This window comes from uncultured Faecalibaculum sp., assembly GCF_910588395.1.
Classification (GTDB): Bacteria; Bacillota_I; Bacilli_A; order Erysipelotrichales; family Erysipelotrichaceae; genus Faecalibaculum.
The window spans coordinates 1-14,876 of the sequence record NZ_CAJUPA010000022.1 but is presented as its reverse complement, the minus strand read 5'-3'; the positions used below and the strand labels follow the sequence as shown (position 1 = coordinate 14,876).

The window sequence follows — 14,876 nt, the reverse complement described above, 5'->3', positions numbered from 1 at the left end:
TGGTCTATTCTCCTTTTCCAAACATTTCTTCCGGGGTCGCATCCTGCCATTCAGGACGCTTGTCAGATTCCGGTACCAGGACCGGCTTGCCTTTCGGCTTTTCAAGGTATTTTCCGTAGTCAGAAGCGAATGTCTTCTTTCCTACAAGCTTTTCCAGATTCGTGATTGTCTGCAGCTCCTGAGGCTTCCACACCAGATCCGGACCGTATCCGGCTTCCCGGAGTGCGTCAGCCAGCAGGTTGGGTTCTCTGACCTTGCGGACGCTGCGGCCTTCCACCAGCTTGTAACCCGGGAACTTCGTCCCGGACCTGGCTTCTGACAGCGCGTGTTCCTGCAGCCCCTTGGCCCACTTGATGGCGTCATCCAGCTTCGGCAGATAGGCGGCTACCTCTTCCACACTCAGGAACTTCGGGTCCTGCTGCTTTTCCAGCACCTCGAACATCTCCTGTGCCCTGGTCCTGCAGACATCTCTGCAACGGCAGAAAGTACACCACTCACCACTATGAGCGGATCCTGTGCCGTCAAAGGCTTCCCGGGCTTTGGGCTTCACCGTCTCTCCCCAGGCCAGCAGGTCCTTGACTGTCAGCTCTTCTGTGCTGATGTGATCCAGCCGGGGCTGATAGATGTGAGTCATGACTTTGTCAAACTCATACACAGGCCAGTACCGGGCTACAGCGCCCAGCGCATACAGCCGCATCTGCGGGTTCTCCGGTGCATCCACCTTTACCCCCTTGCCGTATTTCAGGTCCACGATGTGCAGACAGTCAGTGCTGACGATGCAGGCATCCGATGTACCGAATCCTTCCGGGATCCATTCCGACAGGTCCAGCTGCACTTCCACGTTCAGTTCAGGGGACGACTCCTTCAGGCTGTTCATCAGCTCGATGACATAGTCCCTGTAACCGTCAGTGGCTTCCTGCATGACTTCGTCTTCACACTTGTACCTCTGCCGCCTTCCGGACTTCAGCCAGCCCAGCAGCTTCTTCTCAGCCAGTGCGTGGGCCTCTGTTCCTTCCGCCGCTGCAGGGCTGGAAGAGTCAGGGAAATGACTCTCCCGCTCCACAGATGCGGTGCAGTTCAGCCAGCGGTGACTGCCGGATGCTGTGACCTTTGCATGTACCTCAGGCACCTGTTGCCTCCTGGATCAGCTGTGCTGCCAGGTTGCGCTGAGCTCCATCCATTGCAGACAGCTTCGATACTCCAACTTTCGCAAGGATGCTCTTCACGGCTTCGTTACCATGTTTGCGCCCCAGGTCGATAGCCTTGGCGCGCAGGTCCTCCAGAGAGATGGCTTCTGCTTCTTCCTTGGGGGCAACCTTCGGCTCTTCTTTCGGTGCTGCTGCAGCATCCTGTTTGGCTTCCTGCTGTTTGGGCTTGGGAGCTGCTACAGCCTTTGCGATTGCTTCCTTGTCGATGGCAATCTCATTGCTCACGGGCCCCATGGCGTACTTCACTGTGGGCTGTTCCCACGGATGCAGGCCCCAGTCTACTTTCTGAGCCAGATCCAGCAGGAACGCATAGAATTCATCCTGAGTGCCTTCGCACCCGACATAGTATTTCGACATTTTCAACAGCTCCTTTACTCATTCTCCAGCGCCAGCCGCAGGTAGTTCATGGCTTTGTGCAGGTCAGAATCCCGACTCTCTCCAGCCTTCCGGCCAGCTCTGGCGACGTACTTCAAGACGTTCCCCAGACAGAAATCCAGCCCCCAGGCTTTGATGACTGCGATTGGTTCCGGGTCCAGTTTGTAATGGTCCGGGGTTTCGTGAGTGCTTTTCTTGGGAGTCTTGGGAGGCGTCAGAGTCACGCTGCCGTCTTCATTAATCTGGATTGCAGAAGCTCTCAGAGTCTGCGAAGGTTCCGGAGATGTTCGCAAATTATCGGGACTTTCGTGAAGATCCAACAGCAGGTCCTTTACTTTTTCGTTTGTCATTCCACTTCCTCCAATTTCTCTTTGATCGTGTCCTTGAAAGAAGCTGCTGCAGCCGCCAGTGTCGTCAGGTCGGTGACGATTTCGTTCTCAACGCTCTCCTTGAGCATGATGTCCAGGCACGAAGTCATAGCCTGGGAGATTTTTGCATAGTGTCCCATCGTCTCGTACCGGGGCTTTTCCAGCCCATTCCGAGAATCTGTGAACGTTCCCCGGTACCGGAGGATGCGCCATTCGTATTTATCCGCATCCAGCCAATAGTCGCTCGTGAGTTCAATCATTTTGTTTCCTTTCTTCTGCATTCAGCCATGCCGCTTGACGGTCCATCCTCCTGAGTCTTCATCGCTCATCAGCTTCCCGTCCTCCAGCCAGTAGCGAACGGAGCGGCGAACAGTGTTGTCGACACCGGGCCTTGTGGACCTGGGACCTCTAACACGGGTGTTGTCTTCTGTCTCCCTGAGTCTCTGTATCAGTCTTTCCGCGCCTTCTCCTGTGGTCTCCGCGGCAGAGATCCGCGAAGCAGAAGCACCGATTTCTATCGCCAGCTCCTGCTGGGTGTAGTTCCTTGCCTTCCGCATGTTGCGGAGTCGTTCCCCCGGAGTCATTCCCACTCCCTGGCGTAGGACTCCGCCCGCTGGAAAGCCTCCAGCATCTTCGTATCCGGCTGTATCTCAGTCCTGCGGATTCGGTTGTAAAGACTCAGCGCACCTTTCATTGAGTCAAAGTAAGCGACAACGGTTCTGTCCTTGACTAAGCTGTAAACTGGGGATTTTTTCCATTCCAGACACTGGATGGTAAACCCGCCATCCAGTGTCATCCTTCCGTCAGTAGGCACAGGCATTTCGTTCCTCCCTGAATCTGTAGGGGTCCGGGTCTGTCATATCCAGATGCAGCACCCCCTCTGCTTTGAGCTTATCGAGAGTCTTTACCTGTGCATGTGTGAGAGACACGCCTCTGATCAGCGAAGACCAGACGCATAGGCATCCGCTCTGCATACACAGCCAGGTCATGAAGTCACCGTAATAACTTCTGGGGCATCTCTGCGCCAGCTGCTCCCGGGTAATCCTTCTCTTCCTGCAGAGGTATCGAATCAGATACTCCTGATGGCTTGGCACTGCATAGTGCACAGAGCCGTCGGGATGGATTATCACTTCCAGATAATCCACGAAGTGTTTCTTGTGCTTCTGAACATCGAAGTCCGAATACACACTGTATTTATCTGTCATAGGTTTCCCTTTCGTTTGTGGAAAATCAGTGCCAGGCCCGTAATGCCGGCGAAGTGGTGCCACAGGCGGCTGATATGCTAAATAGGAGAACTGCGTAGAATATATATATGTAAACGGCACACTCTTACACCGCCTTTACTTCTCCCGGCCTTACCGACCTGACACTGTTGTGGTAAGATTTGGTTGGTTTAGTTGGGTCCTGCTATTCGCAGGACTTTTTTACGTACTCATTTCGACGCTTCCACAAAAAGCATCCGGTTCAGTTTCTTTTCCTCCGCCAGCAGCTGCTTCCGGAGCTTTTCGATTTTGGCGAAACCCGCACCGTGGATTTTTGCCTGGTACAGGTCATGGTGCCGCTGGGCAATCACTGACCGCTGCTTACTGATTTCAATTTCGTTCATTCTTCCTTCCACAGCTCCGCAGCTGGTAGCTTACGGTACAGATCCACACGGGCAAGTGCCGCCTGATAGTATTCGTCATAGAGTTCAAGCGGCTTGAGGTCATCTGTGGAAGCTCCTCCCCGCTGGTACTGCGTGTGCTCCCAGATGCGGTATCCGCCTTTCTCTTTGATGATCTGGTATTCAATCATGGTAGAGGTCCTCAATTGCGATTCGAGCATCGTTCAGCCGATGCACTGCATCCTGGACCTGCAGCAGGAATTCCTCTGTTGTGTTCAGAGGCATAGCCACGTTTGTCAGTTCCCGGCCGATATCATCCGTGAAGTAATCAATGATGGTCTCGAAGCAGTTCACGATTTTTACCAGGTTTTCTCCGTATTCCATTTCTTATCCTCCAAAAACCACCCGGCACACAGTAGGTGCCGCCAGCACTGCAGCCACCAGCAGTGGGATGCCGACATACATCAGGATGTCATCCACCAGTTCTCTTCTCTGCTGCCGCTCAGCCTCCTGCTGAGCAAGAATCTCCTGACGGTCAGCCTCTTGCCGCCAGTTGTCATAGAATTCCGGAATCATCGGCTTTCCTCCTTTTCCAACAGCTCTCGCAGCTTTGTCAGCAGGGGCAGCAAGGCAATTAAGCTCTCCACTATGTCCACCAGACAGCTCCCTGTATATTCCGGATCGCGCAGCTCTTCCTCTGTACGGGTGGCAGAACCCCACTCAATGACGAATTCCGCACGTTTCACCAGCTCCAGAAATTCTTTTTTGTCAGATTCAGTCATCTGCTTTCTCCTTCGCCTTATCTCTCGCTGCCTTCCAGGCTTCGAATCCGGCCAAGTTTTTCGGATCCGCATAGAAGTTCGTCAGCTTTTCAGCTGTGATGGCTCTTGCGAGCATGCTGGTCGTTCCAGCATCAAGTGTCATGATTTCCCCTTTCTGTTATCCTTTCTTTGAGAAAGGAGATTTTGATTATGGACCTATTAAGTCCTCGGCAATCAGCTATCCTGCATAGCCTTGAGCAACAAGCCCGGGATGACTATCCCCGTCTTTCTCCGGAGGATCAGAACGCCATTGATTACTTGAGTAAAATCAAATACATAGATGCCTTTGACTATTACGAGGACTACGATCCAGAGAAAAATGATATGGGCTACTTCCCATCCATATGGGGAATCAGTGAATCTGGCAGAGCTTACCTTGAAAACGAGCGTGTTGCTCTTGCCCACGAACAGAAGTACGAGGAAGAGCTTAAGCATCTTCGCCAGATTGCAGACCAAGCTCAGAAAGATGCCCTGTCAGCAGATATAGATGCTCGCCGTTCCCGTTGTATCGCCTGGATATCAGTTCTGATAGCGCTGGGAACTCTAGCTCTGGAAGCTGTTCAGTTCTTCTTCATCTAACATTTTCTGAATGCTCCGAAGCAGGCTCGTCACGAATGTCGGCACTTTGAGTTTGCTTGCATACATCTGCTGAGTCTCCGTAACAAGGAATGAATCCAGCTCATGCATCTCCCTGGATGTAAGCTTCTTTCCCACAAACAGTTTGAGGAAGGCCGCCAACCTGAAATAGGCTGAAATCCGTGTGAGATGGGCTACCGCCGCCCTGTTCTCCAGCGGGGCTTCGGGGATCTGTGGATAAGTCAGATCCTTCAGACAGGCTTTCAGCATGTGTTCACACATTCCGTAAGCCGTATCTACAAGCCTTTCTGCCACCTCAGTTGCCGCTGAGGGATTTTTCTTTTCTTCTGTCATTCCGCTGCCTCCTGTGATTCCAGGTTGTTCAGCTTGTCCTGAATTTCTTTGATAAGCTGACTGCTGATCTCGTCAGCCGGCTTGTCCTCTTTGGCCATGAAGTAGACGCGCAGGTAAGCTCCCAGGCAGTCCACAGCGAATCTTGTCTTTTCAATTTCAGTCATACTGCTACCCTTCCTTTCACTGCCTTGAGCGCATCCAGCGCCCGTTTGAGATTGCACACGTTCTGCCCCAGGTACTCCGTCTGGAACCGAGCCAGTTCTGCGCTGGGAATGACCGTAGCCTTCCCCGTCTTGATGCCCTGCAGGATTCCTGTTTCCAGCCAGGTGTTCACAGACTCCCGGCCGCAGTGCATCAGGTCCGCCACTTCCTCAATGGTGTAAGTGAGCAGCGGATTGAAATATGCTGTACTTTCCATGTGTGTCCTTTCTGTTATCCTTTCTGTAAGAAAGGAAATAGAGTCGATGAATGAAGATTTTTCAAACCTGAACCTTTTCTGGCCTGAAAGAATTCGATTGTATGTGCTTTACCGATTTCGAAGGAATGCTGATGTTTTGGGTCCTTACGAAACTGCTCTTCTCCAGGCAAAGCTTGTTGTAGTCCGCTATTCGTTTCATGACACCCTTGCAGATAAGACTCCCTCATCTGACCGCAAGGCCTATGTCACCACTCGTTATGTGCGGTATCTTCGCTGGAAAAAGAATCAGACGATCTCACGCATTTTTGGTTCGGTTCTTCTACCCTTTGTTGTGGCAGTCCTATCCACCATAGCCACACAACTAATACAGCAGTGGCTAGAATCAGCAGTATGCATGCCCATACCTTGAACCTGGTGTCTGCCTTGATACGCAGCATGTAGTCAGCACATTCAGGATTAGGCTCATGCGGACATCCCGGAGATCTGTCTTTGCACAGATGCAGACAGTAATTTTCCAATCCCTCGGTCGCCGCTGTGGGGCTTTCTTTTTCTTCTTCCATGTGTGTCCTTTCTAGGCGGTTGTGTCTTTCCTTTCGCTCAGATAAACTTGATTTGTGAAAGGAAGGTGATCATTTGAATTGCTTTTTCATAACTCCCATTGGTGAAGAAGGGAGCAAAACCAGAGAAGCAGCCGATGATGTTTTCCATGGATTGGTTAAGCCTGTTTGCGAGAAGATAGGCTATAACCCGATTCGTGCTGATCAACTGACTTCTACAGCTTTCATCGCCCAGGAAATTTTTGAACATCTGAACAACGATGAGATGGTGATCGCGGATGTGACCGACCATAACCCGAACGTTTATCTTGAGCTCGGCTATCGGATGCGTACCTACAAGCCTTTTGTAATTATTCGGAACGCAGAGACCTCGAATAATCGTCCGTTCGATATTGCGGGGATACGGAGTTTCGACTACAGACTCCGAGTTTCTTCTCTGAAAGAATTCCAGAGGAAGCTTGAAACTTTCATCCAATCAAATGCAGCTAATTCTGAAAACATTAGACTGGGCCTGGATGATGCATTTTCTGTCAGAAGAGAACCGAACGGCTCAATCAGCGTTAATCCTAGGAAGCTATAGTCAGCTTCAAATCAGGGAGTGTGCGGATCGCCTCATGCAGTTCGCATTCTTTTTTTATGGCTTGTCCAATACTTGAGCCGTTCATGCACGCATGCAGCTCATCAGACAGTTGCTTGATTTCCCTGATATTCAGAGATAAGGTGAGTGCTTTTTCCTTTTCCATATGTGTCCTTTCTTCAGAGTTTTTTAGTCAGATTCAGATCCAGGGAAGGTTCACTACAGAATCAACCCCATCTCCATTCAAGTAACTGAAGGATAGTGGCTCGCAATCTTACCAACCACTTCCTCAGGGTCCTCCAGGTAGAGTTCGTTCCTCTTCTGGAGGGTTTTTTGTTCAAACACCCGGTCTACTCCGAACCGGATTTTTTCCCAGTCCCTGTAGGTCAATCCTTTGAGTTCCCTAAGTATCCTGGACAGCTTTTCTTCTGTCATGCAGTTTTCCTTTCCATAACCGGCAGGATCCCCTCATCCTTGAGCAAGTCATAGATGAAGAGCCTGCCCTTCTGCGTCCAGTACGTGTGGACCCTGCTGTGAATCTCTCCATCTCGTCCCGCGTAAGGCTGAGTCTTTGTGGACGTGTAGCCTTTGTCCTGGTGCTTGGCATACAGCAGCCAGATATCACCCTGCTTGTACTGCACGCCCTTTTCATGCAGGAACCGGTTCATCCATACCGCCGACTTCCCGAAGTCCTTAGCGATCTTGCCGATGCTCAGCAGATCCTTGCAGTTGAGCACCACGTCGTAGTAGCTTGCCTTCGGCTGCAGCTCCGCGATCTGCTGAGCCTGCACCTGGTTCGTCAGCTCCAGCGCCTTCCTGCGCTCCCGCTCTTCCTTGAGCTGGGTGAAGGCTCTGATTGCCAGATCCGGATCATCCAGCAGCTGGTCAACCGCATACAACCCTGTCTTCCGGATAGCCGGAAGTACCTCACTGGTCACCCAGCGCTTGAAGCGCTTCGCCGTCGGCAGCTTGCTGGAGAGAATCAAGCTGTACAGCCCCGACTCGTTGATGACGATGGTCTCCTTCAACTGACGGCCATCGCTGAGCATTACTTTGTCCCTATCCTCCGTATCGGTGTGCCGGTTGATATCTCGACTACCGTTTTGGTACCCGAGAATCCCGGCAACGTCCTTCCCCACAAAGTGAGGCTCGCCATTGATAACGATTACCCGAATACTCGAGCAATCGAACTTGAACTCTGTGACTTCCATCACACCCCCTTATCTCCACGTTTTGTGGGGTCACTCGTCAAAAAAAATTTCTCCGGCTTTCACCCCGTAATAGTCTGCAATCCGCTTCTTTAACTCGTCACGAGGAACGCGGATTCCATTCTCCCAGTTGGTGACTGCGCTTTCAGTCACCCCAAGAGCATGAGCCACTGTTTTTACTGTTTTCATGCCTCTCAGCTCTCTGAGAGCAGTTCCAATTTCCTGTGGATCCATAGTTCATCTCCTTTCTAACCACGTTTTGTGGTGTCTTCATACTACAACTCCACATTATGTGTGTCAACACGTTTTGTGTTGTTTCTACACATTCCGTGTGGTAATTTGAGTCTGTAAAAGAGGTGAAATTATGGGTACCAGAACGATGGGTGAAGTTATCAAGGCTCTCCGTTTAGAACACGGATTAACACAGGAGCAGTTTGCAAAGGTCTTCCATATATCTCCCAGCACGGTGGGGATGTGGGAAAACAATAAGCGCTCTCCTAGTAACGAGATGCAGGACTCAATTGCAGACTACTTCAATGTTGATATGGACTTCCTGCATGGCCGCACACTTATCAGGAATAAAACCAGAGAATTAGGGACTCTCCCCACAAACATAATTCCAATCCCAGAAATGAAAAAAGTCCCCATGCTGGGGAGTGTAGCCTGTGGTGAGCCGATATACATGGATGAGGTCAGGGGCGAATACTTTCCCCTGGATTCATCCATCCATGCCGACTTTTGCCTTAAAGCACATGGGGATTCTATGACAGGTGCCCGGATCTATGACGGTGACATCGTCTTCATCCAGTCTTCGCCGATGGTGGAAAACGGGCAGATTGCTGCTGTGGCAATCGACGATGAGGCGACTTTGAAATACTTCTTCCAGTACGGAGACACAGTTGTGCTGCGTCCGGCAAACTCGAAGTACGAGGAGATGACCTATTCCCGGGAGGAGTTAAACCACATCCGAATCTTAGGGCGAGCGGTGGCATTCCAGAGCGCATTATAAAAAAGCCCGGGTTTCTCCGGGCTGTGTGAAATACAAACTGCGGGTGACCGCAGATTGAGAAAAGATATATTGTAACAACTCGGGCGCCCCCGTTGACGAAAATAGAAATTCCGAATATCATGGAGACACCAAGAACGGCGAGGATTCTACGGAACTCGGATGTGTAAAAAGGTCTCCATCGGAGACCTTTTTATGTTGGAGAACCATATATGACAAAACCGTTTTGAACAAAATTAACCCCACTCTGTACATACTGGTACCACTATGATATTATATTAGTGGGGATAGATAGAAAGGAGACGTGATGGATTTAGAGGAACTCAAAAAGGCCAGTGAAATTTTCTTCAATTTCACCAGCCCGATTGTGGCTCTGACCGTTGGATACTGGACGCTTAAGAAATCCCAGTCTAAGAAGCCCAGACCACCGAGGAAAAAGCCGAAACATCGGGGAGGATGACCTCCTCCCCTCCTCTTTATATCATCATTTGATACATATGAAAAAGAATATCTTGTATCTCCTGCCACTGATTGGTTTAACCTTAACCCTCAACCGCCACACATGGCTGTTTGGCATCCTGCTGTTCTGTGGGTCTCTTGCATTACTGAGAAAGGAGGAATAACTATGCCGCGTAAATCCAAAGAGGGTCAGCCCTTTGACCAGAACGAATATATCAAAGAGTGGTCCAAAAACAACATGGCCAGAATCTCCGGAAGCTACAAGAAAGAGTTCGTCCAGGAGTTCCGGGAAGCCTGCCAGAAGTTGGGCATAAAGCAGTCTGATGTATACCGTCAGGCGATGCAGGATGTGATAGATCGGGCAAAGAACAATTGAAGACACAGGCGTTCACTGATAAAATGTGAATACATTCAGGAAGAGATTATATCTGCTTCCATCGCTCCCGGCCTAGAGTAGGGAGTAAGGCTGCGCAGCCACACATGAGCCCCAGCGGCTCCAGCCCTGTGTTTCTATAGAGACGCAGGGCCTTTTATTATTAACCGGGTCGATTCTGACCCCTTTAGACAATAAAAAACGTTCCCGGAAATAGGAACGTTATATCTAGGCTCTGAGATTCAAAGACTTATTGATAGCATTTAAATCAATGTTGCTGGGCACAGAAGATAGTCGGGAGTCACCAGCCTTTAGCATTCGCATATAGTCCATGATAGTGATTCCGACAAACTCATCTGTATCAATGTCGCGGAAGAACACAAGATTATCCGGTTCTTCGTCACCTTATACGTTGGTCGAATCGTTAATTCTGACATACAACACATCGTAGGCGGAATCGTAGTCAATCTTCGGACTTTGCATATAAACATTTTAACAAAAAAATCCCGGTCAGTGCCACCTGAACCGGGACTTCCTTATCGAAGGATCCCTCTGTCTCTAAGCATTTGTAAATACTCGGGACCAGATATATTGCAATCCAGCATCTTGCAGAACTCTTTTGTAGACAACTTCAGCTGTTGGCTCATGGCTTTAAGAAGGTTATCTCCAATCTCTTGTCCGTTGTGACTGACCATTGTCCAAATCATCGTCTTTCCTCCGTCCTCGTTCATTAATTGATATTTGATATGGGAACCAGAGGTTTTTTTTTGAAATCCTTTCTTCTTCAATACGGAATCTACATCTCGCGCTTTATAAACAGTCATACTTCAATTCAGACGGACCAGGCTTTCTAATTTACGCTTGAAGTCAATGCCGCTTTTGTCGAACTCTGCATCCCGGCCTTGCACAAATGTATCCCAAAGGTAAGCGATACTCTCTCCTAACAGCTCGTTTAGTTCAGATTTCTTTTCGGCGAATAAATAAATATTCAGCTCTTCTATCTCAAGGAAGTAACCACCATCAGTTTTTTCAACTATTACAACGATAGGACGAGTGAACACAAAATCCTTACCTTCGTATGAAATACCATTAAACGTTTGGTATTCCTTACCCCTTACTTCAGGCTTATAGAACTGAATTTTGTTAAAAATATCCTCAACACACAATTGGACAAAGTTTTTTATCCATGGAGTAGAACTACTTGAAAACGTATTTGAAATGCTACTACTCAATTGCATTTTCGCTCTCCTCTTGCACTGACGGCATCTGAGTCATCATTTGCTGAAACATATTGACTGTTGCCATCGCAATAGGCAGGCTCACTCGAATCCTACCAACCAACTCTTTCGAGGCTTTCTCATCTTCGATTTCTGGTGTCTCTTTATAGTACGAAAAAATCACATCGGGTCCAGATGTTGTAATATTAACAGAATTTGCGTATTGTTCTTTGACCTTCATAGCGTAATCTCCTCTACGTACAGAAATATTATATCAGTTTGGAAAGACGGTGTAACCAAAGGAACGACTGAAAAGCGCCTGTGTCGAACTGATTAAGATTGAAATCTGTATTTGTTATAACAGGTAACAATTCTGGAAAGGATGGTTTTTATTATGAGATTTGACAAACGAGAATCCAAAAAGTCCAAATCCGGCTACACATGGCGGGTCACCTTCGACTACAAGGACCGATACGGAAAAAAGCAGCGGTACTCCAAATCTGGTTTCCCAACGAAGAAAGCCGCACAGATCCATGCGGCTGCCGTGCAGAATGACCTTGCTCAGGGACTGGTGGTGGATAACTCAGTACACACAGTGGATGAGCTTTTCCAGCAGATGGTCAAGTTGCCCGGATACTCTCCGAACACCATCAATCTGTACACCGATAACTACAACAAACACATCCTGCCTGTTCTTGGCAGCACAGACATCAAAGACCTTCATTTCCCGGAGCTGCAGAGCTTTTTCACAGATATGTCAGGCGTCGGCAAATCAGCTGTGGCAACTACAAAAACCGTTTTGACTGGTATCGGGAATCTGGCTGTCAAATCCGGATACATTCTCAGCTGGCCCATCAACTTGGTCCAGACATCAGGAGTGAGCCACAGCCGGAAGAAAACAGGCAGCAGCGACTATCTTTCTGAGACAGATTTCAAATCGTTGCTGAACCTGGTATCTCACGGAAAATACGAATTTACTTCCGGATCTAAAGGCATGTTCCTGCTGCTGGGCTATTATCTGGGACTTCGTATCGCAGAAGCCTGTGCCTTGACATGGGAGGATGTGGATTTCCAGAAACGGACAATCCGGATAAACAAACAGCTGACTTACACCAGACTGAAAGTCAAAGACTTTTATATCCGGGACATAACAAAGACCGAAAAATCCAACGCTGTCCTGCCGGCTCCTGAGCCTTTGATGGAAGCCCTGAAAGAATGGAGAGACTATAATCCGTATCCCCTGATTCTCTGCACAGAAGAAGGACGCTGGCTGCACCCGAGAAACACAGGCAACACGATCAGGGCGACAGCACAGAAACTGGGCTTTGATTTCCATCCGCACATGCTCAGGCACACCTACATCACAAACCTTGTTCTTGCCGGTACGGATCTAAAGACAGTTGCAGATTTGGCCCGACACACATCCGCTGCCATTTCCCTGCAGGTCTACACAGAAACCAATGATTTGCGCAAAGCGGAAGCCATCGCCAGAGCCTTTGAAGACGAGACTCCGAACATTCTGGCGTAGGTAAAATGCTCCAATTTTACTCCAAAAATGAAGGAACATCATCTAAAACCTCTGAATCCCCTTTATGTAAAGGGGATTTTGACGAGAGAATTGATAAAGTGTATAATTTAACGGTTGAATACGCAAGGAGGACAAGTATGTCTGATTGGATCAGATCGAACTGGTTCGTGGTCGTGATCATCCTGGCTCTGGCAGGTGCCACCGGGTATTTCATCTACGACGCCAACCGGAACAACGTCCAGGGCCGTCAGGCAGACGGCAAGGATGTGATCGCTTCCCTGGCAGACCGTGACATAACCGCCGACGGACTCTATGACCAGGGGGCGCCTTTTGACGGGCAGCTGCTTTACAATCTTTACAAGAATGCGGTGGTGTCCCAGTCGGTGCAGACCACTTCCGACCTGGAAAAGGAAGCGAAGGAAATGGAAAAAACCATTGACCAGAACGTCCGCAGCCAGAGTTCCGACAAATACAAGGAAGCCATTTCCGCCGAACTGGCCTCCTATGGCTTCGGCAGCTATGACGATCTGTATGATTACTGTCTGGTGAACGTCAAGGAAAAACAGCTGGACAGAACCTATGTGGATGCGCGTTTTGATGAACTGAAGGACTCCCTGACAGAGAAAAAACCCCGGACCGTTTCTCAGATCAAGGTCACGGTTTCGAATCCGGAATCCCTGAGCGATGATGAACAGAAGAAAATCGACAGCATTGACAAGGCGCTGGAATCCGGAACCTTTTCGGATGCGGCTACGGCTTTCTCCGATGACACTGCCACAGCCGACAAGGAAGGCTTCGCCGGCTATGTGGATTCCGATGACGCCGCCCAGGGCAATGGTGTGGTGGCAGCGGAAGCTGTCAGTGCAGCCCTGAACCTGAAAAAAGGAGAAGTGTCCGACTGGATCACAGTCACGGATTCCTCCACCGGGGCAAAAAGCATGGTAAAGATCACTGTGGACGAGGATGACCCGGCTGCAATTCAGAATTCCGATGACGAAGAAGTCCGGGACGAGCTGCTGTATGCACTGCTGGGAAGCGATTCAGGTCTGTCCATGCAGATCGTTCAGGAAGCTGCCAAAGAGCTGAAAATCACCTATCCTGACAAGGATACCCAGACCAAGCTGGAAACCTACATGAAGACCAGGACAGCCGGAGAATCAGAAGATGCAAAATAAGAAACTGCTGGCGGCTGCTGCCGCGGGACTGATGCTTCTGACAGGCTGCTCCGGCGCCACAGCCTCTGTCTCTGACCCGGATAAGGAACTGATGACTGTCGGCGATGTCACAGTCACCCGGGGCCAGGTGTACGACTGCATCAAGAAATCTACGGGCCCGAATCTGACCATGCAGATGGCTGAACAGGTGATCTATGACCGGGAAGTTCCGGTGGATGAGGAAATCCGCAAGGAAGCGCAGAACAACTACAATGAATATGCGAAGACCTCCGACGATCTGGAGGGATATGTGCAGAGCATGGGGTACAAGGACAAACAGGACTATATCGATAAAGTCCTGATTCCGGCGGTCCAGGCAGAGAAACTGCTGACAAAGTGGTTTACGGATGCCCAGGAGGAGATTGTGCAGGAATACAAACCTTCCAGGGCCCAGATCATCCAGACTGATTCCAGAGACTCTGCCGACAAGGCGCTGCAGGCCCTGAAGGACGGCAAGAGCGCCCAGGATGTGGCTGGCCAGTATGCAGCGGAAGGAACCTCCTATACCGGAACCGCGGCCATTGTCACCACCATGGATTCCGTGCTTCCCACCCGGCTGATCAACACGCTGTCCAGTGCGCAGAGCAAGGCCGGTGTGCTCAATGAGGTGTTTGAAAACGATGACCAGACCCAGTATTTCGTGGCGGTCCTTGTTTCCAACGACTACGACACCATCAAGGGCGATCTGGAAAGCACTCTGTCCGGTGACTCCACCGTTTCGGAAAAGTGTCTGGTCAGCTACCTGACCGAGACAGACTTCCAGGTCTATGATCAGGACATCTTCGACTACCTGCGGGTGAACTATCCCCAGTATCTGGTTACAAGACCGGATCTGATGGAAAGCGACGACAGCGACAACTGAGAGAACACAGCCGGCTGAAACGCCGGCTTTTTAATTTGAAAACAACCGAGATGTCGAAGCATTCCACTGCCAGAGCCACCAGAAATTTCCTTTGTAAAAGGCATAGTACCCCCTTTCCCCCAAAATCACATTGGAAATTCAGGCTGTGATAT

General features: G+C 49.8%; 31 protein-coding genes. 8 read left to right on the top strand and 23 right to left on the bottom strand.

Annotation, left to right across the window (positions count from 1 at the left end):
• Positions 1–4: 4 nt before the first annotated feature.
• From QZ305_RS07250 to QZ305_RS07190, 13 genes are all read right to left on the bottom strand, one after another.
• The gene (locus QZ305_RS07250) at positions 5–1,129 is read right to left on the bottom strand and encodes a DUF2800 domain-containing protein (protein ID WP_294731058.1); all 1,125 of its coding nucleotides are present in this window, start codon (positions 1,127–1,129) and stop codon (positions 5–7) included.
• Positions 1,122–1,565, bottom strand: a complete 444-nt coding sequence (locus QZ305_RS07245) for a hypothetical protein (protein WP_294731057.1) — start codon at positions 1,563–1,565, stop codon at positions 1,122–1,124. Before QZ305_RS07245 ends, QZ305_RS07250 begins: the two co-directional genes overlap by 8 nt.
• Before the next feature lie 14 nt (positions 1,566–1,579).
• Positions 1,580–1,933, bottom strand: a complete 354-nt coding sequence (locus QZ305_RS07240) for a DUF3310 domain-containing protein (protein ID WP_294731056.1) — start codon at positions 1,931–1,933, stop codon at positions 1,580–1,582.
• Positions 1,930–2,211, bottom strand: a complete 282-nt coding sequence (locus tag QZ305_RS07235) for a hypothetical protein (protein WP_294731055.1) — start codon at positions 2,209–2,211, stop codon at positions 1,930–1,932. The genes QZ305_RS07240 and QZ305_RS07235 overlap by 4 nt, the downstream gene beginning before the upstream one ends.
• A gap of 21 nt (positions 2,212–2,232) precedes the next feature.
• A complete protein-coding gene (locus QZ305_RS07230) occupies positions 2,233–2,508 on the bottom strand; it encodes a helix-turn-helix transcriptional regulator (protein WP_294731054.1) in 276 nt (91 codons plus the stop codon).
• Positions 2,509–2,531: 23 nt separating this feature from the next.
• A complete protein-coding gene (locus QZ305_RS07225) occupies positions 2,532–2,771 on the bottom strand; it encodes a hypothetical protein (protein WP_294731053.1) in 240 nt (79 codons plus the stop codon).
• Entirely contained in the window at positions 2,755–3,156 is a 402-nt protein-coding gene (locus QZ305_RS07220) for a hypothetical protein (RefSeq protein ID WP_294731052.1), read from the bottom strand. The genes QZ305_RS07225 and QZ305_RS07220 overlap by 17 nt, the downstream gene beginning before the upstream one ends.
• A 227-nt stretch (positions 3,157–3,383) precedes the next feature.
• Positions 3,384–3,557, bottom strand: coding sequence for a hypothetical protein (locus QZ305_RS07215; protein WP_294731051.1), 174 nt, complete (start codon positions 3,555–3,557; stop codon positions 3,384–3,386).
• Positions 3,554–3,745, bottom strand: coding sequence for a hypothetical protein (locus QZ305_RS07210; protein WP_294731050.1), 192 nt, complete (start codon positions 3,743–3,745; stop codon positions 3,554–3,556). Before QZ305_RS07210 ends, QZ305_RS07215 begins: the two co-directional genes overlap by 4 nt.
• The gene (locus QZ305_RS07205; RefSeq protein WP_294731049.1) at positions 3,738–3,938 is read right to left on the bottom strand and encodes a hypothetical protein; all 201 of its coding nucleotides are present in this window, start codon (positions 3,936–3,938) and stop codon (positions 3,738–3,740) included. The genes QZ305_RS07210 and QZ305_RS07205 overlap by 8 nt, the downstream gene beginning before the upstream one ends.
• 3 nt (positions 3,939–3,941) lie before the next feature.
• Positions 3,942–4,130: a hypothetical protein gene (locus tag QZ305_RS07200; protein WP_294731048.1), complete on the bottom strand. Its 189-nt coding sequence runs from the start codon at positions 4,128–4,130 to the stop codon at positions 3,942–3,944.
• Positions 4,127–4,336, bottom strand: coding sequence for a hypothetical protein (locus QZ305_RS07195; RefSeq protein ID WP_294731047.1), 210 nt, complete (start codon positions 4,334–4,336; stop codon positions 4,127–4,129). Before QZ305_RS07195 ends, QZ305_RS07200 begins: the two co-directional genes overlap by 4 nt.
• Complete coding sequence (locus QZ305_RS07190; RefSeq protein WP_294731046.1) at positions 4,329–4,478, bottom strand: hypothetical protein; 150 nt, start codon at positions 4,476–4,478, stop codon at positions 4,329–4,331. The genes QZ305_RS07195 and QZ305_RS07190 overlap by 8 nt, the downstream gene beginning before the upstream one ends.
• A gap of 47 nt (positions 4,479–4,525) precedes the next feature.
• On the opposite strand from QZ305_RS07190, the gene QZ305_RS07185 reads away from it, so the two are divergent.
• Complete coding sequence (locus QZ305_RS07185; protein WP_294731045.1) at positions 4,526–4,954, top strand: hypothetical protein; 429 nt, start codon at positions 4,526–4,528, stop codon at positions 4,952–4,954.
• On the opposite strand, the gene QZ305_RS07180 is transcribed toward QZ305_RS07185, so the two are convergent.
• From QZ305_RS07180 to QZ305_RS07170, 3 genes are read right to left on the bottom strand one after another with little or no spacing between them, the layout of a single operon-like run.
• Positions 4,919–5,305 (bottom strand): hypothetical protein, encoded by a 387-nt coding sequence (locus tag QZ305_RS07180; protein ID WP_294731044.1) that lies wholly within the window; start codon positions 5,303–5,305, stop codon positions 4,919–4,921. The two genes, QZ305_RS07185 and QZ305_RS07180, sit on opposite strands and share 36 nt — an antisense overlap.
• Positions 5,302–5,469 carry a hypothetical protein gene (locus QZ305_RS07175; RefSeq protein WP_294731043.1) on the bottom strand — a complete coding sequence of 56 codons (168 nt, stop codon included), beginning with the start codon at positions 5,467–5,469 and terminating at the stop codon, positions 5,302–5,304. The genes QZ305_RS07180 and QZ305_RS07175 overlap by 4 nt, the downstream gene beginning before the upstream one ends.
• Positions 5,466–5,723 carry a helix-turn-helix domain-containing protein gene (locus QZ305_RS07170; protein WP_294731042.1) on the bottom strand — a complete coding sequence of 86 codons (258 nt, stop codon included), beginning with the start codon at positions 5,721–5,723 and terminating at the stop codon, positions 5,466–5,468. Before QZ305_RS07170 ends, QZ305_RS07175 begins: the two co-directional genes overlap by 4 nt.
• Positions 5,724–5,769: 46 nt before the next feature.
• Here QZ305_RS07170 and QZ305_RS07165 point away from each other — a divergent pair, with 46 nt between their 5' ends.
• The gene (locus QZ305_RS07165) at positions 5,770–6,132 is read left to right on the top strand and encodes a hypothetical protein (RefSeq protein WP_294731041.1); all 363 of its coding nucleotides are present in this window, start codon (positions 5,770–5,772) and stop codon (positions 6,130–6,132) included.
• Between the two features lie 224 nt (positions 6,133–6,356).
• Positions 6,357–6,860 (top strand): hypothetical protein, encoded by a 504-nt coding sequence (locus QZ305_RS07160; protein ID WP_294731040.1) that lies wholly within the window; start codon positions 6,357–6,359, stop codon positions 6,858–6,860.
• On the opposite strand, the gene QZ305_RS07155 is transcribed toward QZ305_RS07160, so the two are convergent.
• From QZ305_RS07155 to QZ305_RS07140, 4 genes are all read right to left on the bottom strand, one after another.
• On the bottom strand, positions 6,847–7,023 hold the full coding sequence (locus QZ305_RS07155) for a hypothetical protein (protein ID WP_294731039.1): 177 nt from the start codon (positions 7,021–7,023) through the stop codon (positions 6,847–6,849). The two genes, QZ305_RS07160 and QZ305_RS07155, sit on opposite strands and share 14 nt — an antisense overlap.
• A gap of 77 nt (positions 7,024–7,100) precedes the next feature.
• Positions 7,101–7,292, bottom strand: a complete 192-nt coding sequence (locus QZ305_RS07150; protein ID WP_294731038.1) for a hypothetical protein — start codon at positions 7,290–7,292, stop codon at positions 7,101–7,103.
• Positions 7,289–8,068 (bottom strand): phage antirepressor KilAC domain-containing protein, encoded by a 780-nt coding sequence (locus QZ305_RS07145; RefSeq protein WP_294731037.1) that lies wholly within the window; start codon positions 8,066–8,068, stop codon positions 7,289–7,291. Before QZ305_RS07145 ends, QZ305_RS07150 begins: the two co-directional genes overlap by 4 nt.
• Positions 8,069–8,098: 30 nt before the next feature.
• Positions 8,099–8,299, bottom strand: a complete 201-nt coding sequence (locus QZ305_RS07140) for a helix-turn-helix transcriptional regulator (protein WP_294731036.1) — start codon at positions 8,297–8,299, stop codon at positions 8,099–8,101.
• Positions 8,300–8,429: 130 nt separating this feature from the next.
• Here QZ305_RS07140 and QZ305_RS07135 point away from each other — a divergent pair, with 130 nt between their 5' ends.
• Together QZ305_RS07135 and QZ305_RS07130 are read left to right on the top strand one after the other, a co-directional pair.
• Complete coding sequence (locus tag QZ305_RS07135) at positions 8,430–9,074, top strand: LexA family transcriptional regulator (RefSeq protein ID WP_294731035.1); 645 nt, start codon at positions 8,430–8,432, stop codon at positions 9,072–9,074.
• A gap of 622 nt (positions 9,075–9,696) precedes the next feature.
• A complete protein-coding gene (locus QZ305_RS07130; RefSeq protein ID WP_294731034.1) occupies positions 9,697–9,906 on the top strand; it encodes a hypothetical protein in 210 nt (69 codons plus the stop codon).
• Positions 9,907–10,439: 533 nt separating this feature from the next.
• On the opposite strand, the gene QZ305_RS07125 is transcribed toward QZ305_RS07130, so the two are convergent.
• Genes QZ305_RS07125 through QZ305_RS07115 form a run of 3 tightly spaced genes read right to left on the bottom strand, consistent with a single transcriptional unit; the run spans position 10,440 to position 11,361 of the window.
• Positions 10,440–10,727, bottom strand: coding sequence for a type II toxin-antitoxin system HicA family toxin (locus QZ305_RS07125; RefSeq protein ID WP_294731033.1), 288 nt, complete (start codon positions 10,725–10,727; stop codon positions 10,440–10,442).
• A 3-nt stretch (positions 10,728–10,730) separates the two neighbouring features.
• Positions 10,731–11,141 (bottom strand): hypothetical protein, encoded by a 411-nt coding sequence (locus QZ305_RS07120; RefSeq protein ID WP_294731032.1) that lies wholly within the window; start codon positions 11,139–11,141, stop codon positions 10,731–10,733.
• The gene (locus QZ305_RS07115) at positions 11,128–11,361 is read right to left on the bottom strand and encodes a hypothetical protein (RefSeq protein ID WP_294731031.1); all 234 of its coding nucleotides are present in this window, start codon (positions 11,359–11,361) and stop codon (positions 11,128–11,130) included. Before QZ305_RS07115 ends, QZ305_RS07120 begins: the two co-directional genes overlap by 14 nt.
• A gap of 153 nt (positions 11,362–11,514) precedes the next feature.
• Here QZ305_RS07115 and QZ305_RS07110 point away from each other — a divergent pair, with 153 nt between their 5' ends.
• The 3 genes from QZ305_RS07110 to QZ305_RS07100 all read left to right on the top strand — a co-directional run bounded on the left by QZ305_RS07110 (position 11,515) and on the right by QZ305_RS07100 (position 14,724).
• A complete protein-coding gene (locus tag QZ305_RS07110; protein ID WP_294731030.1) occupies positions 11,515–12,648 on the top strand; it encodes a tyrosine-type recombinase/integrase in 1,134 nt (377 codons plus the stop codon).
• A 137-nt stretch (positions 12,649–12,785) separates the two neighbouring features.
• Positions 12,786–13,823, top strand: coding sequence for a peptidylprolyl isomerase (locus tag QZ305_RS07105; protein WP_294731029.1), 1,038 nt, complete (start codon positions 12,786–12,788; stop codon positions 13,821–13,823).
• Positions 13,813–14,724: a hypothetical protein gene (locus QZ305_RS07100; RefSeq protein WP_294731028.1), complete on the top strand. Its 912-nt coding sequence runs from the start codon at positions 13,813–13,815 to the stop codon at positions 14,722–14,724. Before QZ305_RS07105 ends, QZ305_RS07100 begins: the two co-directional genes overlap by 11 nt.
• The last annotated feature ends 152 nt before the right edge of the window (positions 14,725–14,876 follow it).

Coding starts and splice junctions, on each gene's coding strand:
- QZ305_RS07245 (WP_294731057.1), bottom strand. CDS start 1,565: ATGTCGAAATACTATGTCGGGTGCGAAGGCACTCAGGATGAATTCTAT.
- QZ305_RS07240 (WP_294731056.1), bottom strand. CDS start 1,933: ATGACAAACGAAAAAGTAAAGGACCTGCTGTTGGATCTTCACGAAAGT.
- QZ305_RS07235 (WP_294731055.1), bottom strand. CDS start 2,211: ATGATTGAACTCACGAGCGACTATTGGCTGGATGCGGATAAATACGAA.
- QZ305_RS07230 (WP_294731054.1), bottom strand. CDS start 2,508: ATGCGGAAGGCAAGGAACTACACCCAGCAGGAGCTGGCGATAGAAATC.
- QZ305_RS07225 (WP_294731053.1), bottom strand. CDS start 2,771: ATGCCTGTGCCTACTGACGGAAGGATGACACTGGATGGCGGGTTTACC.
- QZ305_RS07220 (WP_294731052.1), bottom strand. CDS start 3,156: ATGACAGATAAATACAGTGTGTATTCGGACTTCGATGTTCAGAAGCAC.
- QZ305_RS07215 (WP_294731051.1), bottom strand. CDS start 3,557: ATGAACGAAATTGAAATCAGTAAGCAGCGGTCAGTGATTGCCCAGCGG.
- QZ305_RS07210 (WP_294731050.1), bottom strand. CDS start 3,745: ATGATTGAATACCAGATCATCAAAGAGAAAGGCGGATACCGCATCTGG.
- QZ305_RS07205 (WP_294731049.1), bottom strand. CDS start 3,938: ATGGAATACGGAGAAAACCTGGTAAAAATCGTGAACTGCTTCGAGACC.
- QZ305_RS07200 (WP_294731048.1), bottom strand. CDS start 4,130: ATGATTCCGGAATTCTATGACAACTGGCGGCAAGAGGCTGACCGTCAG.
- QZ305_RS07195 (WP_294731047.1), bottom strand. CDS start 4,336: ATGACTGAATCTGACAAAAAAGAATTTCTGGAGCTGGTGAAACGTGCG.
- QZ305_RS07190 (WP_294731046.1), bottom strand. CDS start 4,478: ATGACACTTGATGCTGGAACGACCAGCATGCTCGCAAGAGCCATCACA.
- QZ305_RS07185 (WP_294731045.1), top strand. CDS start 4,526: ATGGACCTATTAAGTCCTCGGCAATCAGCTATCCTGCATAGCCTTGAG.
- QZ305_RS07180 (WP_294731044.1), bottom strand. CDS start 5,305: ATGACAGAAGAAAAGAAAAATCCCTCAGCGGCAACTGAGGTGGCAGAA.
- QZ305_RS07175 (WP_294731043.1), bottom strand. CDS start 5,469: ATGACTGAAATTGAAAAGACAAGATTCGCTGTGGACTGCCTGGGAGCT.
- QZ305_RS07170 (WP_294731042.1), bottom strand. CDS start 5,723: ATGGAAAGTACAGCATATTTCAATCCGCTGCTCACTTACACCATTGAG.
- QZ305_RS07165 (WP_294731041.1), top strand. CDS start 5,770: ATGAATGAAGATTTTTCAAACCTGAACCTTTTCTGGCCTGAAAGAATT.
- QZ305_RS07155 (WP_294731039.1), bottom strand. CDS start 7,023: ATGGAAAAGGAAAAAGCACTCACCTTATCTCTGAATATCAGGGAAATC.
- QZ305_RS07150 (WP_294731038.1), bottom strand. CDS start 7,292: ATGACAGAAGAAAAGCTGTCCAGGATACTTAGGGAACTCAAAGGATTG.
- QZ305_RS07145 (WP_294731037.1), bottom strand. CDS start 8,068: ATGGAAGTCACAGAGTTCAAGTTCGATTGCTCGAGTATTCGGGTAATC.
- QZ305_RS07140 (WP_294731036.1), bottom strand. CDS start 8,299: ATGGATCCACAGGAAATTGGAACTGCTCTCAGAGAGCTGAGAGGCATG.
- QZ305_RS07135 (WP_294731035.1), top strand. CDS start 8,430: ATGGGTACCAGAACGATGGGTGAAGTTATCAAGGCTCTCCGTTTAGAA.
- QZ305_RS07130 (WP_294731034.1), top strand. CDS start 9,697: ATGCCGCGTAAATCCAAAGAGGGTCAGCCCTTTGACCAGAACGAATAT.
- QZ305_RS07125 (WP_294731033.1), bottom strand. CDS start 10,727: ATGACTGTTTATAAAGCGCGAGATGTAGATTCCGTATTGAAGAAGAAA.
- QZ305_RS07120 (WP_294731032.1), bottom strand. CDS start 11,141: ATGCAATTGAGTAGTAGCATTTCAAATACGTTTTCAAGTAGTTCTACT.
- QZ305_RS07115 (WP_294731031.1), bottom strand. CDS start 11,361: ATGAAGGTCAAAGAACAATACGCAAATTCTGTTAATATTACAACATCT.
- QZ305_RS07110 (WP_294731030.1), top strand. CDS start 11,515: ATGAGATTTGACAAACGAGAATCCAAAAAGTCCAAATCCGGCTACACA.
- QZ305_RS07105 (WP_294731029.1), top strand. CDS start 12,786: ATGTCTGATTGGATCAGATCGAACTGGTTCGTGGTCGTGATCATCCTG.
- QZ305_RS07100 (WP_294731028.1), top strand. CDS start 13,813: ATGCAAAATAAGAAACTGCTGGCGGCTGCTGCCGCGGGACTGATGCTT.